Annotated in this window: 10 protein-coding genes; 7 read left to right on the forward strand and 3 right to left on the reverse strand. The window is 71.9% G+C overall.

Features of this window, described 5'->3' with window-relative positions; translation table 11 throughout:
• Window positions 1–4,242, forward strand: a complete 4,242-nt coding sequence (locus MTQ01_RS13790) for a DUF5682 family protein (protein WP_247490203.1) — start codon at window positions 1–3, stop codon at window positions 4,240–4,242.
• Window positions 4,239–6,158 carry a hypothetical protein gene (locus tag MTQ01_RS13795; protein ID WP_247490205.1) on the forward strand — a complete coding sequence of 640 codons (1,920 nt, stop codon included), beginning with the start codon at window positions 4,239–4,241 and terminating at the stop codon, window positions 6,156–6,158. The genes MTQ01_RS13790 and MTQ01_RS13795 overlap by 4 nt, the downstream gene beginning before the upstream one ends.
• Before the next feature lie 210 nt (window positions 6,159–6,368).
• On the opposite strand, the gene MTQ01_RS13800 is transcribed toward MTQ01_RS13795, so the two are convergent.
• Complete coding sequence (locus tag MTQ01_RS13800) at window positions 6,369–6,785, reverse strand: hypothetical protein (protein ID WP_247490206.1); 417 nt, start codon at window positions 6,783–6,785, stop codon at window positions 6,369–6,371.
• Window positions 6,786–7,072: 287 nt separating this feature from the next.
• Here MTQ01_RS13800 and MTQ01_RS13805 point away from each other — a divergent pair, with 287 nt between their 5' ends.
• A complete protein-coding gene (locus MTQ01_RS13805) occupies window positions 7,073–7,405 on the forward strand; it encodes a PadR family transcriptional regulator (protein WP_247490207.1) in 333 nt (110 codons plus the stop codon).
• A gap of 124 nt (window positions 7,406–7,529) precedes the next feature.
• Here the strand turns inward: MTQ01_RS13805 and MTQ01_RS13810 are convergent, their stop codons facing one another.
• Both MTQ01_RS13810 and MTQ01_RS13815 read right to left on the reverse strand, forming a co-directional pair.
• Window positions 7,530–8,171: a permease prefix domain 1-containing protein gene (locus MTQ01_RS13810; protein ID WP_247490209.1), complete on the reverse strand. Its 642-nt coding sequence runs from the start codon at window positions 8,169–8,171 to the stop codon at window positions 7,530–7,532.
• A 205-nt stretch (window positions 8,172–8,376) separates the two neighbouring features.
• Entirely contained in the window at window positions 8,377–9,906 is a 1,530-nt protein-coding gene (locus tag MTQ01_RS13815) for a UDP-N-acetylglucosamine 1-carboxyvinyltransferase (RefSeq protein ID WP_247490211.1), read from the reverse strand.
• A gap of 138 nt (window positions 9,907–10,044) precedes the next feature.
• Here MTQ01_RS13815 and MTQ01_RS13820 point away from each other — a divergent pair, with 138 nt between their 5' ends.
• From MTQ01_RS13820 to ngcE, 4 genes are all read left to right on the forward strand, one after another.
• A complete protein-coding gene (locus tag MTQ01_RS13820; protein WP_247490212.1) occupies window positions 10,045–11,007 on the forward strand; it encodes a DUF1648 domain-containing protein in 963 nt (320 codons plus the stop codon).
• A 32-nt stretch (window positions 11,008–11,039) separates the two neighbouring features.
• Window positions 11,040–11,399 carry a GntR family transcriptional regulator gene (locus MTQ01_RS13825; protein ID WP_247490214.1) on the forward strand — a complete coding sequence of 120 codons (360 nt, stop codon included), beginning with the start codon at window positions 11,040–11,042 and terminating at the stop codon, window positions 11,397–11,399.
• A 401-nt stretch (window positions 11,400–11,800) separates the two neighbouring features.
• A complete protein-coding gene (gene acnA, locus MTQ01_RS13830) occupies window positions 11,801–14,515 on the forward strand; it encodes an aconitate hydratase AcnA (RefSeq protein WP_247490216.1) in 2,715 nt (904 codons plus the stop codon).
• A gap of 329 nt (window positions 14,516–14,844) precedes the next feature.
• The gene (gene ngcE, locus MTQ01_RS13835; RefSeq protein ID WP_247490678.1) at window positions 14,845–16,260 is read left to right on the forward strand and encodes an N-acetylglucosamine/diacetylchitobiose ABC transporter substrate-binding protein; all 1,416 of its coding nucleotides are present in this window, start codon (window positions 14,845–14,847) and stop codon (window positions 16,258–16,260) included.
• Window positions 16,261–16,280 lie beyond the last annotated feature (20 nt).

Consider the following 16,280-nt stretch of genomic DNA (forward strand, 5'->3'; position numbering starts at 1 on the left):
ATGGACCAACCGACCACCCCCGAGCCGCAGACGGGCGCCGGGGCGGCAGCGCCTGCCGCCGCCCCCGCCGTTTCGCAGGCTTCCGACGCACCGGGCGCCGTCCCGTCCACCGGCCGGCGCCCCGCCGTCACGCAGCAGGGCCCCGCCACCGGCGTGGATCCGACGGGGCCGCCGGCTCCCACCGGGCCGGTGTATCCCACCGGCCCCGTGGGGCCCGACGCCGCGGTGGCGGCGCTCGCGGCGGACGGGCCGGGGCTGCCGTACCTCATCGGAGTGCGCCACCACGCGCCCTCCCTCGCGGCCGCCGTACCGGCCCTGCTGGACGCGGCGGCGCCCGACGTCCTCCTGGTCGAGCTGCCCGCCGAGTTCCAGCCGTGGCTGGGCTGGCTCGCCCACGAGGACACCCGCGCACCGGTGGCCCTGGCCGCCGTGCTGCCCGGCGGCCAGGGCTCGGCCACCGGGCAGGCGCCCGCCTTCTACCCGTTCGCGGATTTCTCGCCGGAGCTGGCCGCTCTGCGCTGGGCGGCACGCAACGGCGTCCCGGCGGTGGCCTGCGACCTGCCCCTGGCCGACGGCGGGTACTCCCGCACCCCACCGCACGCCGACCGCGGGGCCGAACCGGGTGCCGACCGCGAGCCTGCACCGGATGCCGGCCGACTGTCGGCGCCGGACTCGGGCACGGCGGACGCCGAAGTCGACACCGTGCAGGGGGAGTCGGCCTCATCGGCAGCGGCGGCGCCTCCGCCCGGTCCCACCGCTGCCGCCTCCGACATCGGGAGCGGTCTGACCGACGCTCTCCGGTCCCGGCTGACCGGGCGGGACGGTGACGATCTGTGGGACCGGCTGGTGGAGGCCCCCGCGCCCGGCTCCACGCCCGAAGCGGTACGGCGGGCCGCGCTGCTCGTCGGCTGGGCGCTGCGGTACGAGGCCGAGGCGCGGCGCGAGGTGGACCCCACCGATCCCGCGCGCGAGGCGTGCATGCGCGGGCACGTGGCCGAAGCCCTGGCGAGCGGGCTGCGTCCCGCCGTCGTGGTGGGTGCTTTCCACACTCCCGCGCTGCTGACGCCCGCCGTCGAGGCGGCCACGTCGACGGCCGACGCGGCGCACGCACCGCACACCGCCGCACCCCGTACCCCGCACCCGCCCACCGCGCCCCGACCCGCTCCGGACCCCCGGCCGGGCACGGACCCGCACGCCGGCCCGCACCCCGGTTCGTACGCCGGGCCTTCCGCGTCGCACGCCGGCTCCGGCGCCGCGCCGGAGGGCAGCACCGTCTCGCTGATCCCGTACACCTACCCCCTGCTCGACTCCCGCTCCGGCTATCCGGCCGGTATCCGCGACCCGGAGTGGCAGCACATCGTGCTCGACGCCGCGGGGGACCCGGGCGCCCTGCACGAGGCGCTGATCCGCACCGCGGTCCGCCTCTGCGCCGCGTTGCGGGAGGAGGGCCATCCCTACGGTCCGGCGGACGGCCGGGAGATCGTGCGGGTCGCCGGCGACCTGGCCCGGCTGCGCGACCTGCCCGCCCCCGGCCGGGGTGAGTTGCTGGAAGCCGTGCAGACAGTGCTCGGCCGGGGAGAGACGTACGGTACGGGCCGGGCCGTCGCCCGCGCGCTGGAGCGCGTACTCGTCGGCACCCGTTCCGGGCGCCCGGCCGCGGGCGCGCCGCGCAGCGGTCTGGGCCCCGCGGTGGAGGCCGAGACCGAGGCGTTGTCCCTGCCCGGCCCGGCGGACGTGCACGAGAAGACGCCGCGGGACCTGCGGCTCGACCCGGCCCGTTCCGCTCTCGACGGGCGCCGCGAACTGCTGCTCCGCAGGCTGACCGCATGCGGCATCCCGTACGGGCAGGAGCAGGCGGTGACCGGCGCGGCGGGTTCGGAGGGGCTCACCACCCGTTGGCAGGTGCGCTGGACCCCGGCCACCGCCGCGATGCTCACGGCCGCCGGAGTACGCGGCGTCACCTCCGCCCAGGCGGCCGAGGGCGTGCTGCGGGGGCGGCACGCCGCCGAGCGCGCGGAGGGCGGTCCGACCGCGGCGCAGGTCGTCCGCGGGCTCACGGACGCGGCGCAGTGCGCGCTGCCGGCGCTCGCCGAGGCCCGTCTGACGGAGCTTGCCGCGGTGCTCCCCGCGAGCGGGACCCTGCCCGAACTCCTCGCGGGACTCGACCTCCTGGACCGCATCGCAGCGGGACACCTGCCCGTTCCGGAGGTGACCGGCGTCGAGAACGCGAGAGAGCTGCTGACCTCGGCGGCGGTGCGTCAGGTCGACGGGCTCACGGGTTCGGAGAAGGCGGAGGACGCCCGGGCGCTGCTCGAACTCGCCCAGCGCGCCGACCGGTTGGGCGGCATCCGGCTCGCCGACGCGCTCGCCCGGCTGGCAGCCGACGGCGCCCCGCTGATCGCCGCCGCCGCCGGCGCCGTCCGGGTGCTCACGGGGCTGGAGCAGGCAGACGCCTTCGGCACCCGTGTCGCCTCCTGGGTGGACGCGGCGGCGGACAGCTCCTCCAGAGCCGCACTCACCGCCCGGCTCACCGGTGTCCTGACCGTGGCGGGGCCGCTTCTGACCGTCGGATCCTCGGCGCTGGACCCGCTGCTGCACCGGGTCGTCGCACTGGCCGACGCAGCCTTCCTGGCCCGGCTGCCCGCGCTGCGCGGCGGCTTCGACACCCTCAGCCCGGCCGACCGCGACCGGCTGCTGGCGACCGTCGAGGAGCGACTGGGCACCCGGATCGACCTCGCCGACGCCGATGATCCCGCCGAGCTGGCACGCCGTACGGTCGCCGACCTCGCCGCCCGCGACCTCCTGGCCGGCCTCGCCCTCCCCGTCCCACCCCCGGTGGACACGGGCGCCGAGCCGTCCGTTCCCGCGCCCTCGGCACTCGCCGACGCATCGACCGCACCACCGGCCGTCAACCCGACGCACCCCGACACCCCCGCGCCCGCAACCGGCACCGCCCCCGACGCTCATCCCGTCCCCGTCCCCGTCCCCGTCCCCGTGCCCGTGCCCGTGCCCGGAACCGCGGGCACCTCCGGACCCGAGGCCGTCTCCGCAACGGAGACCGGACCCTCCCGCAGGCACACCCCCTCGACGACCTCCGCCACCACCCCCGTCCAGACACTCGCGCCCGTCCCGACACTCGCGCCCGCCGACCGGTGGCGCCTCGTGCTGGGGCGGCGGACGGATCAACTGCCGTCCGGAGCCGTCCGGTTGGCGACCGCGTTGGACGAGCTGTACGGTGCGGGCCGCGGCGAGGGCTCGCGCGGCGAACTGCCGGCGCCCGCCCGCGACCGCGGCGGTCGGGAGGCGCCGTTCCCCGGCGTCCGCGACTGGTCCGAGGAGCTCGCGGCGCTCTTCGGCCCCGGCGTCCGCGAGGAGGTGCTCGCCGCCGCAGCCGCGACGGGTCGGCAGGACGTGCTCACCGAGCTCGATCCGGCAGCCGCCACCCCCTCCGTGGAGCTGCTCCGCACGGTGCTGCGCTACGCGGGCGGCCTTCCCGAGGCGCGGCTCGCGGCGCTCCGCCCGCTGGTCGCCCGCCTGGTGGAGGAGCTGACCAGGCAGCTCGCCACACGACTGCGGCCCGCTCTCACCGGCGCCACGCTGGCACGCCCCACCCGCCGTCCGGGCGGACGGCTCGACCTGCCGCGCACCCTGCGCGCCAATCTCGCGACCGCCCGCCGGGCCGAGGACGGCAGCGTCCGGGTCGTTCCCGAGAAGCCGGTGTTCCGCAGCAGCGCCCGCCGGTCCGCCGACTGGCACCTGATCCTGGTCACCGATGTCTCCGGGTCCATGGAGGCGTCGACGATCTGGTCGGCGCTGACCGCCTCCGTACTGGCCGGGGTTCCGGCTCTGAGTACCCACTTCCTCGCCTTCTCCACCGAGGTCCTCGACCTGACCGGTCATGTCCACGACCCGCTCTCCCTCCTGCTGGAGGTGAGCGTGGGCGGGGGTACGCACATCGCCGCCGGGCTCCGCCACGCGCGCAGCCTGATCACGGTGCCCAGCCGCACAATCGTCGTCCTCATCAGCGACTTCGAAGAGGGCGCGCCGCTGGGCGGCCTGCTGTCGGAGGTACGGGCCCTGGTCGCCACCGGTTGCCACGTGCTGGGGTGCGCCAGCCTCGACGACGCGGGCCGGCCCTGCTACTCCACGGGAGTGGCCGGCCAGGTCGTCGCCGCCGGGATGCCCGTGGCGGCGCTCAGCCCACTCGAACTCGCCCGCTGGGTAGGGGAGAAGATCGCATGACCACTGTCCCGCTCCCGCCCGTCGCGCCGGAGGTCGCGGCCACCCTGGTGGAGGAGCTGTCCGTACGGCTGCGCAAGCGGCTGGACGCGGCGGTCACCAAGCTCGCCACCCGCCCGACGCACCGCGACGGGGACACGGTCACCATCGCGGTCGACGACGACACCGAGCTGCGGCTGCACGCCCCGGGCGGTGTGGTGGGCTCGGTGGACGACATCACCTGCGGCTGCCTCCTCGCCCCGGCCTGCGTCCACCGCGCGGCCGCGGCCTCCGCCGCCCCCGTCCCGGACCCGGCCCCCGAACCCGACTCCGCCCCCGAACGCGACCCGGCCCTCGAACCGGCCCCGGCCCCGACGTCCGAGCCCGCCTCCGAAGCAGCCCCCGCCACGGGCCCCGAATCCGGCCCGGACGCAGCCCTCACTGCGGACCCCATCGCCCCCGCCAGCGTCCCGGCCCCGGGCGGCGCCGCCCCGCCCACGGACGAGGAGCGCGCCACACCGGCTCAGTGCGAGGCCGCCGCCGGCCTCTGGTCGGCCGCCGCCGCAGTGCTGGAGTCCGGAGTGGACGGGGCCGGCGCCGTCGCGCAGGCCGCGCTGCTGCGCGCCGCGCACACCGCCCGGCTGCGGCAGCTGCCGCGCGGGGCGTCCGCCGCGCTCGCCGTCGTCACCCTGCTGCGCGCCGCCCGTGCCGGGGACGCCTCGTACCGCACCGTCGACCTCGTCACCGCCCTCGCCGAACTGCTGGGCACCGCGCACCGCGTGGGCACCGCCCGCGGGCCGGAGCTGGCCGCCGTACGGGGTCGTGCCCGTTGGCCGTACAGCCCGGACGGCTCGCTGCGGCTCTACGGCCTCTTCACCGAACCGGTGGTCACCGACACCGGCCACGCCGGCGCCCGCACCTGGACGGCCGCGTCCGACGGGCGGCTGTACACGGTCGGCGACGTGGCGACAGGCGGGGCGTCCCGCGCCACCGGCGTGGCCAACCGCGCCGTCCGGCTCGGCGACACCGCCCTCAGCCACCGGGAGCTGGGCCGGGCCGGGCTCCTGGTCTCCGGTGCGACGGTCTCCCCGGACGGCAGGCTGGGCGCGGGCAAGGGCGTCAGAGCCGTCACGGCCGCAGGCGCGGCCTGGTCGGAGCCACCGCTCGCCGCCCTCTGGGAGGTCCCGCCCGCCGAACAGGTCGTTCGCGCACTGCGATCCGCCTCCCACTACGCCGAACCGGGCGCCGCGGGCAGCGATCTGCTCTTTCTCGACGTCCAACTCCGCGGCGCCGTACGGGAGTCCGGTGGCATGTGCCTGCTCGCCCGGTGCGACGGCGGGGTCTCCGTACGCCTCACCGTCGCCGACGACGACCCCGCGCTGCCCCACCGCGACAACCTCACGCTCCTCGCCACCGCACCGGGGACGCGGTTGCGGATCATCGGCCGCCTGATCTCCGCCCCGCACCCCCGGCTCGCGCTGCTCGCCTGCGCCCACCCCACCGAGGAGGGCACGGTCGACCTCGGCTTCGACCGCCTGCGCCGCGCAGACCTCCCCGACCCCGGCGCTTCCGTGCACCCCGCGGCTGTCCAACCCGCCGTCCATCGCGGGGAGTCGCCGCTCCACCTGCTGGAGCGACGTGTCGAACAGGCGGTCCCCGCGGGCCGCGCCGCCCTCGGCATGCTCGGCGACGTCACGGCCGAAGCGCACCGGCTGCGCCGTGCCGGTCTGCCCACCGCAGCGGGTCTGCTCACCGCGCTTCGCTCCACGGCGGGCCGGCGTGCCCGCGACCACTTCGGCCGGCTCCTGCCCGCGGACAGCGACGGTTTCGCCCTCAACTGGCTCGCCGCCGCCCGCTACACCGCCGCCGTCACCGACTCCCTCTGCGCCACCGCCTGGCAACCGCCCCCGAACATCTCCGCACCGGCTCCCACCCCGTAACAGCCACACCGACCGGCAGCGAGCGCGGCGTTCTCGGCCGGAGCGGACGACGAGCGACACAGGTGCGCCTCGCCCCGCCCGGGCTGACCGCCTCCGTCGGCGCCGCGTGCTGAACTCCTGTGTGTACGCCCGGAGATGAGGCGGCGTCGGACACGCCGAAGGGGCACCCGCCCCCCACGCGGGTGCCCCTTCGGCGGCTTTCGGGCCGCGTCAGCGGGCGGCGCGGCCCGTGGCGCGCTGCAGGCCGAGGGCGATGAGTCCGAGCACCGCGCCCTGGAGGGCGTTGAAGAAGATCATGGCGATCATCCCGGGCACCGGGATCAACTCGGCGTCGTCCTTGATCGGCTGGAGCGCGATGTTCAGCACGGTGGCGAACACGCCGTACGCGACCCCCACCAGCGCGAGCGTCAGCACCGGCTGCGCGATCCGCAGCACCACGGCCGCGCCCACCCAAGCCACGGCGATCAGCACGGTGAACAGGATCGGGCCGACCGGCTTCTCCAACGGCCCGGAGTCGTAGGCGTCGATGATGCTCAGCACCGGCCGGACGAGTCCGACCGCTCCCAGTGCGGCGATCAGCGCCCACGGCTGGGTTCGCAGGTCACTGCGGAGATCCGTTCTGGTCATCGGTCTTCCTTCCCGCCGCTCGAACCGCCACCTTCGAGATAGGCACTCTACATGTAGACAGCCTAGTCATGTCGGTAAAGCGGGAAGACGTTCCGAGGCGGCCCGAGGCGGCCCGAGGCGAGCGCGAGTCGTTCGAGCGCGCTCAGCGGTTCCTGCGGCGATTCCTCCGTCGTGGGCGGAATCCGTTCGAGCGTTGCCACGGTGGCTCGACCTCCTGCCCCGGTCTCCAGGAAAGAGCCCGTCTATATGCAGATTGCCTACTCAAGCATGTCTTGTAGGTTGCCCACATGAAGCCTGACGCACTGAGAGGGCACCTCGACGCCCTGATCCTCGCGGTCCTGGAGAAGGAATCCCTGCACGGCTATGCCGTCATGCAGGCACTCCAGGTCAGCAGCGGGGGAGCGCTGGATCTTCCGACCGGATCGCTCTACCCCGCCCTGCGCCGGCTCGAGCGGGCCGGATATCTCCAGAGCGAGTGGCTCCAGGTGGCCGGGCGCAAGCGCCGCACGTACTCGCTGACGAAGGCGGGACGGCAGGCGCTGGTCACCGAGCGATCGGAGTGGAGGGACTTCGCCGCTGTGGTGGAGGGCGTGCTGCGTCCCGGTACATCCTCCACCTGACGGGGAGCACCTGTGGCGCCGGTGCGTCCGCCGGCTCCGCGTCGTGCCCGCCCTCGCGGGCGGCGCGGTCAACCGGCGGTGCCCGCTGCGGAGTTGGTGCTGCGGGCGGTCTGCCGGACGTGCGTCAGGCTGCGCCGAGGCAGCGCCGCCCCGAGAGGCCAATACCCGCCAGCGGGACGCCGAGTACGAGCAGCGTGACCGGCAGCCCGGTGAGGCTCAGCAATGAGTCGGCCGCGGAGTTCCCCAGCGTCATCAGCACGCCGAGGACGGCGAACACGGCACATACGGTGAAGGCGAAGAAGCCCGTGATGCGGGCGACCAGCCGCCGGGCGCCGAGGTAGCGCACGCCCACCCCCGCCGCGAGCAGCACGCCGACTCCGACCGCGATGGCGATGCCGCCGGACCATCGAACAGCCGCTTCGGCCGCTTCGAGGGCCCGGCTGCTGCCCTGGTGGGTGCCGGCGCCGCCTAGCACCTGGAGCACCCACCACACCACCGGCTGAAGGATCATCACCGCACAGATCAGGATCGCGGTGCGGCGCCCCTGGGCGAGGCCCAGCTCGGTCTGGTACTCCGACGCGATCTCCCGCACCGTGCCGAACTCCTCGACCGCGCTCCGCTCGGCCTGCTGCCGCGGTCGGCCGTCCTCCTCGTAGGCGTCCGCCGCATCGAGCAGCCCGTCGCGGGCCTCGGCGATTAGGTCGGCCTTGGCCGCCCGCGGGCCGCGCAGCGCGCGGTCCAGCTCGGCGACGTATGCGTCAATCACCTGTCCCCCTGGAACGGATCTCCGGGCCGTGTGCGGTCGTCCGAACCTGATCCAGTATAGGGATCGGAGGCGAGGCCGGACTCCTGATGAACCCCGACATCTCCCTGAACTCCCGTCCGCAGGCCTGAAGCCCCGGACACGCCACCGCACCCCGTCCGAACCCGCAGCAACTGAGGGTCGGACGGGGTGCGGCAGAGCTCGCGGCTCAGATGTCGCGGAAGATCTCGATCTGGGCGCCGACGGAGTTGAGGCGTTCGGCGAGTTCCTCGTAGCCGCGGTTGATGACGTAGACGTTGCGCAGTACGGAGGTGCCCTCGGCGCCCATCATCGCCAGCAGTACGACGACGGCGGGGCGCAGTGCGGGTGGGCACATCATTTCGGCGGCGCGCCAGCGGGTCGGGCCCTCCACCAGTACGCGGTGGGGGTCGAGCAGTTGGAGTCTGCCGCCGAGGCGGTTGAGGTCGGTGAGGTAGATGGCGCGGTTGTCGTAGACCCAGTCGTGGATCAGGGTCGAACCGTGTGCCGAGGCCGCGATGGCGGCGAAGAACGGCACGTTGTCGATGTTGAGTCCGGGGAACGGCATCGGGTGGATCTTGTCGATCGGCGCCTCGAGCTTGGAGGGCCGCACGGTCAGGTCCACCAGCCGTGTACGGCCGTTGTCGGCGGGGTACTCGGCGGTGCGGTCGTGGTCCAGGCCCATCGCCTCCAGGACCGCCAGCTCCACCTCCAGGAACTCCACCGGTACGCGGCGCACGGTGAGTTCGGACTCGGTGACCACTGCGGCGGTCAGCAGGCTCATCGCCTCGACCGGGTCCTCGGAGGGGGAGTAGTCGACGTCCACGTCGATCTGGGCGCGGCCGTGCACCGTCAGGGTCGTGGAGCCGACGCCCTCGACCCGGACACCCAGCTCCTCCAGGAAGAAGCACAGGTCCTGGACCATGTAGTTGGAGGAGGCGTTGCGGATGATCGTCACGCCCTCGCTCCTGGCTGCCGCCAGCAGGGCGTTCTCGGTGACGGTGTCGCCGCGCTCGGTCAGCACGATCGGGCGGTCGGGCTTGACCGAGCGGTCCACCACGGCGTGGTACATCCCGTCGGTCGCGGTGACCTCCAGGCCGAAGCGGCGCAGCGCCTGCATGTGCGGCTCGACGGTGCGGGTGCCCAGATCGCAGCCGCCGGCGTAGGGGATGCGGAAGCGGTCGACGCGGTGCAGCAGCGGACCCATGAACATGATGATCGAGCGGGTGCGGCGTGCGGCGTCCGCGTCCATGCCGGCCAGGTCGACCTCGGCGGGCGGGAGGATCTCGAGGTCTGCGCCGTCGTTGATCCAACGAGTGCGCACACCGATGGAGTTGAGCACCTCCAGGAGTCGGAAGACCTCCTCGATCCTGGCGGCGCGGCGCAGCACGGTGCGCCCCTTGTTCAGCAGGGAGGCGCACAGCAGGGCGACGCAGGCGTTCTTGCTCGTCTTGACGTCGATGGAGCCGGACAGGCGCCTGCGCCCCACGACCCTCAGGTGCATCGGGCCGGAGTAGCCCAGAGAGACGATCTCGCTGTCGAGGGCTTCACCGATTCGGGCGATCATCTCAAGGCTGATGTTTTGATTGCCGCGCTCGATGCGATTCACCGCGCTCTGGCTGGTGTTCAACGCTTCCGCGAGGTGGCTCTGCGTCCAACCCCGGTGCTGGCGGGCGTCCCTGATGAGTCGTCCGATGCGGGCCAGGTAGTCATCGCTCATGCGTGCGACCTTATCTCAGATATGAGATGTCGACGACTTGGGCACGGCCGTACGGGGGAGGGGTCGGCTTGGTGGTGCGCTCTTGGCTGTGCGCCTATTGTTCTAGTAGTGTGCAAACAATAAACGGGGAGGTGCACCATGGATCACGACACTCGGCTGCGGCGCGCAGCGGTGCTCGTACTGCCCTACGCGGCCATCGCGCTCGTGTACGGCACGCTGTTCGCGATGTGGAGCGGGCGGCTGCCCGAGGAGGTGGCCATCCACTTCAACGGCATGACGGCCGACGGGTACAGCTCGCAGGCGGGGATGGTCTGGCCGGCGCTGGCTGTGCTGGTCGGAATGGGGGCGCTGTTCGGCGCGATGCAGTACTTCGGTCGGATGCCGCTGGAGGCCCGGCGCCTGGTCTACCCGGTCTCCTACGGCTGTGCGGCGCTCATGGGTTATCTGTTCATCGGCACCCTCGTGCTCCAGCTCGACCTGGAGAGCGCCCGCGGGGTCGCACTGTCGGGTCGGCACATGGTGGCCGGGGCGGTGGTCGTCCTGCTGGCCGGCTTCATCGGGTTCCGTCTCGCCGCCCTCGGCCCGCAGGACCCCGCACCCGAGCCCGGTGAGCGTTCGGGGGTTGCGCCGCGACTGTCGATGAGTCCCGGCCAGCAGGCGAGTTGGACGCGCACGGTCGGCACCACGGGCCTCGGGCTGCTGGTCGTCGGTTCGGTGCTGCTCGCCGCGGTGCTGGCCGCTGCCCTCGGCGCCTGGTTGGCGGCGCTGCCCTCGCTGCTGTTCGGGCTGCTGCCGCTGGCCTTCCTGTCTCTGCGGGTCACCGTCGACCGTCGGGGTGTGCGCATCGGTTCCGGCGTGCTGGCGGGGGTCGGGAAGACGATTCCGCTGGAGCGGATCGAGGGTGCGCGCAGTCAGCGGATCTCGCCGATGAAGGACTTCCAGGGCTGGGGCTACCGGGTCAGGGCCGGGCGGAGCGGTCTGGTCACGCGGGCGGGGGAGGCGCTCACCGTGGAGCTGGTGGGCGGCCGGGAGTTCGTGGTCACGGTCGACGACTCGCGGACCGCGGCGGCGCTGCTCAACACCCTCGTCGACGGCAAGTAACCGGACGCCCGGGAGTATCGGACAATACCGACGTGCTCTTCCGAATCGATCCCGCCGCGACGCAGCCGCTCAGCGATCAGATCGCCTCCTGTGTGCGCGGAGCCATCGCCGACGGCGGCGTCGCGCGAGGCGAACGGCTGCCCGCGGCCAGGGAGTTGGCCGAATCGCTCGGAGTCAACATGCACACCGTGCTGCGCGGCTACCAGCGGCTGCGCGAGGAGGGTCTGATTGAGCTGCGCCGGGGGAGGGGTGCGGTCGTCAGTGGCGGAGCCGATCCGGCGGCCCAGGCCCAGTTGGTGCGCACCGTGCAGCAACTGGTCGACGAGGCGCGGGTGTTGGGCCTGAGTGACCAACAGGTCCTGGACCTCGTCCGCAGTGGACTCGCACACTGAAACCCGTCCGTCGCCGGTCCGGAGCCCGCGGAGGCTTCTTCGCCCGCCGGCCCGGTGCTCGTGCGGCGCCCCGGCCGTCCGCGGACTCGGGCGCGCGAGAACCCCGGACCCGTGCGCGGCCCGGGAACTCGCACGCCGGTCGTTGCGTTCCGGCAACAACCGGGCGAGCACGGCGACGCCCCCGCTGCGGGTGGCGATGCGCTTGATCGGCGGGGGTGCGGCATCACCATGGGGTGGCGATGTACTAGAGTTATCTCGACATCGAGATATCTGCCGAAGGGCGTACCGCCGCCACGATTACTAAGGTGACCCTAACTTAGGTGCACCTTAACGCAAGAGCAAGGTCCTGTGACGGCAGGATCGTGGCAGTACGCGCGAATCATGCACTGAAGGAGACTGTCGTGTCGGCGAACAGCTTCGACGCTCGTAGCACACTGCAGGTGGGCGACGACTCGTACGAGATCTTCAAGCTGGACAAGGTGGAGGGCGCCGCCCGGCTGCCGTACAGCCTCAAGGTCCTGCTGGAGAACCTGCTCCGCACCGAGGACGGCGTCAACATCACCGCCGACCACATCCGGGCCGTCGGCGGTTGGGACTCCCAGGCCCAGCCCAACCAGGAGATCCAGTTCACGCCGGCCCGCGTGATCATGCAGGACTTCACCGGTGTGCCCTGTGTCGTGGACCTGGCCACCATGCGCGAGGCCGTCAAGGAGCTGGGCGGCGACCCGGCCCGCATCAATCCGCTGGCGCCCGCCGAGCTGGTCATCGACCACTCCGTCATCGCGGACAAGTTCGGCACCCAGGAGGCGTTCGCGCAGAACGTCGAGCTGGAGTACGGCCGCAACCGCGAGCGCTACCAGTTCCTGCGCTGGGGCCAGACCGCCTTCGACGAGTTCAAGGTCGTCCCGCCGGGCACCGGCATCGTGCACCAGGTGAACATCGAGCACCTGGCCCGCACCGTGATGGTCCGCAACGGCCAGGCGTACCCGGACACCCTCGTCGGCACCGACTCCCACACCACCATGGTCAACGGCCTCGGTGTGCTCGGCTGGGGCGTCGGCGGCATCGAGGCCGAGGCCGCGATGCTCGGTCAGCCGGTGTCCATGCTGATCCCGCGCGTCGTCGGCTTCAAGCTGACCGGCCAGCTGAGCCCGGGCACCACCGCCACCGACCTGGTGCTCACCATCACCGAGATGCTGCGCAAGCACGGTGTGGTCGGCAAGTTCGTGGAGTTCTACGGCGAGGGCGTCGCCCAGACCTCGCTCGCCAACCGCGCCACCATCGGCAACATGTCGCCGGAGTTCGGTTCGACCGCCGCGGTCTTCCCGATCGACGACGAGACGATCAACTACCTGAGGCTCACCGGCCGCAGCCCCCAGCAGCTCGCGCTGGTGGAGGCGTACGCCAAGGAGCAGGGTCTGTGGCTGGACCCGAGCGCCGAGCCGGACTTCTCCGAGAAGCTCGAGCTCGACCTCGCCACGGTCGTCCCCTCCATCGCCGGCCCGAAGCGTCCGCAGGACCGCATCGTCCTCGCCAACGCCTCGCAGCAGTTCGCCCAGGACGTGCGCAACTACGTCCCGGACGACGAGGAGGCGGGCAAGGAGTCCTTCCCGGCCTCCGACGCCCCGGCGGCCTCGGGCGGTGTGCCCTCGCGTCCCACCACGGTGACCGCGCCCGACGGTTCCACCTATGAGATCGACCACGGCGCTGTCACCGTCGCCGCGATCACCTCGTGCACCAACACCTCCAACCCGTACGTCATGGTCGGCGCCGCGCTGGTCGCCAAGAAGGCCGTTGAGCGCGGGCTGACCCGCAAGCCGTGGGTCAAGACCACCCTCGCGCCCGGTTCGAAGGTCGTCACCGACTACTTCGACAAGGCCAACCTCACGCCGTACCTGGACAAGCTGGGCTTCCACCTGGTCGGTTACGGCTGCACCACCTGCATCGGCAACTCCGGTCCGCTGGACGACGAGGTCTCCAGGGCGATCAACGAGAACGACCTGGCCGTCACCTCGGTGCTCTCCGGCAACCGCAACTTCGAGGGCCGGATCAACCCCGACGTCAAGATGAACTACCTGGCCTCCCCGCCGCTGGTCGTCGCGTACGCCATCGCGGGCTCCATGAAGGTGGACATCACCAAGGACCCGATCGGCACCGACACCGACGGCAAGCCGGTCTACCTCACCGACATCTGGCCCTCCGAGCAGGAGGTCAACGAGGTCGTGGCCTCGGCCATCGGCGAGGACATGTTCAACAAGTCCTACGAGGACGTCTTCGCGGGCGACGCCCAGTGGCAGGCGCTGCCGATCCCGACCGGCAACACCTTCGAGTGGGACGCCGAGTCCACCTACGTCCGCAAGCCCCCGTACTTCGAGGGCATGACGATGGAGCCGAGCCCGGTCGTCGACATCTCCGGCGCGCGGGTGCTCGCCAAGCTCGGCGACTCGGTCACCACCGACCACATCTCCCCGGCCGGTGCGATCAAGGCCGACACCCCTGCCGGCCAGTACCTGACCGAGCACGGTGTGACCCGTCGCGACTTCAACAGCTACGGCTCCCGCCGCGGCAACCACGAGGTCATGATCCGCGGCACCTTCGCCAACATCCGCCTGCGCAACCAGATCGCGCCGGGCACCGAGGGCGGCTACACCCGCGACTTCACCGTCGACGGCGCGCCGGTCGCCTTCATCTACGACGCCTCGCAGAACTACCAGGCCGCCGGCATCCCGCTGGTCGTCCTCGCGGGCAAGGAGTACGGTTCCGGCTCCTCGCGCGACTGGGCGGCCAAGGGCACCGCGCTGCTCGGCGTCAAGGCCGTCATCGCCGAGTCCTACGAGCGCATCCACCGCTCGAACCTGATCGGCATGGGCGTGCTGCCGCTCCAGTTCCCGGAGGGTGCCTCCGCGGAGTCGCTGGGCCTGACCGGTGAGGAGTCCTTCTCCTTCAGCGGCGTCACCGCGCTCAACGACGGCGGCATCCCGGAGACGGTGAAGGTCACCACGGACAGCGGCGTGGAGTTCGACGCCAAGGTCCGCATCGACACCCCGGGCGAGGCCGACTACTACCGCAACGGCGGCATCATGCAGTACGTGCTGCGCTCGCTGATCTCCAAGTAGGCGCCCAGCGGGGGCGGTTGTCGAGGCTGCCCCCGATAGCACAGCTCAGGGCCGTATTCCGCACTTCGCGGAATACGGCCCTGACTCGTCCTGCCGCAGGTCTCAACTCGGGAAAGATGCCCGTCCGAGTGCTCATTCGATCTTGCCCAGTACAGTCGAGTGGACTATACCTATCGGAACTCGGAACGCCGTGTGTGCCGAGCAGGCGGCTCCCGACATAAACGATCCGAGCTTCAACCGACAGCGGTGTCGGACCCCTTCGCCATTTCTTGGCGCCGACGGGCGACCGCAGCACCGCCAGAGTCCTGTGAGAAGGCGAGGACTTGAGCATGGGAACCGAGGTCAACCGTCGCGACCTGATCAAGCGGTCAGCCGCCGCCGGTGCGCTCGCGCTGCCGGCGATGGGAGTGCTGTCGTCCTGTGCCACCGGCGGTGGCAGCGACAGCGACAAGGTCGAGAAGGGCGAGAAGAGCGCCAAGAACCCGCTTGAGGTCAATGAGAAGGCCGGGCTCTCGGTCGTCATCTTCAACGGCGGTTACGGCGACGAGTACGCCACCGACGCGCACAAGGTCTACGAGCGCAGCTTCGGCAAGGTCAAGCACGAGCGGACGCAGAAGATCCGCACCAGGATGCAGCCCCTGCTGGTCAAGGGGAATCCGCCGGACGTCATCAACAACTCCGGTGCGGAGCAGATGGACGTCGCGAGTCTCATCTCCAAGGACCAGGTCGCAGACCTGACTCCGCTCCTGGACGCCCCCTCGCTGGACGACCCGGACAAGAAGGTACGCGACACCCTGCTGCCGGGGACCATCGAGAAGGGTCAGTTCGGCGGCAAGGAGGTGTACCACTTCAACTACTCGTACACCGTCTACGGCACCTGGTACTCCAAGCCGGCGCTGGAGAAGCTCGAGGTCGAGTACCCCAAGACGTGGGACGAGATGCTCGCGGTCTGCGCCAAGGCCAAGAAGGAGGGGATCGCGGGCTGGACGTACGCCGGCAAGCACCCCTACTACTTCGCCTTCACGCTCTACCCGTTCATCGCCAAGATCGGCGGCGCCGACGTCATCAAGGCGATCGACAACCTGGAGCCGAACGCCTGGCGGCACGACGCCGTCAAGAAGGCGTTCGAGGCGTACCACGAGCTGTACGCCAAGGGCTACGTACTCAAGGGCACCCCGGGCATCGACCACATCCAGTCCCAGACCCAGTGGAACAAGGGCCGCGCGCTGTTCCTCCCGAACGGCTCCTGGGTGGAGAACGAGACGAAGAAGACCACGCCGAAGGACTTCGGCATGGCCGTCGCGCCCTCGACCGGTCTCGACAAGTCCGACGCCATGCCCTTCGAGACGATCTGGGCCGAGGCCAGCGAGCCGTTCATGGTTCCGGCGCAGGCGAAGAACGTCGAGGGCGGCATGGAGTGGCTGCGGGTGATGCTCGGCAAGGAGTCCGCGCAGAACTTCACCAAGCTCGTCTCGGCGCTCACCTGCGTCAAGGGCGCGGCGGACGGGATGGACCTGATGCCGGGTCTGACCGCCGCCAACGGCATGCACAAGGCGGCCGGCGAGAACATCATCGTTCCGCGCCTGCCCGACTGGCACATCGAGCTGCACAAGGACCGGATCGGCGGCACCATCGCCACCATGATGGCCGGCGACCTCTCGCCTGCCGAGGCCGTGAAGCAGTGTCAGCAGCACGCCGACCGGGCGGCCAAGGCCGACGGCGCAGACAAGTACAAGCACGCCTGATTCCGCGCCGTCGGGCGCGT

The sequence above is a fragment of the Streptomyces sp. XM4193 genome, assembly GCF_023072595.1.
In the GTDB taxonomy this organism is placed as follows: Bacteria; Actinomycetota; Actinomycetes; order Streptomycetales; family Streptomycetaceae; genus Streptomyces.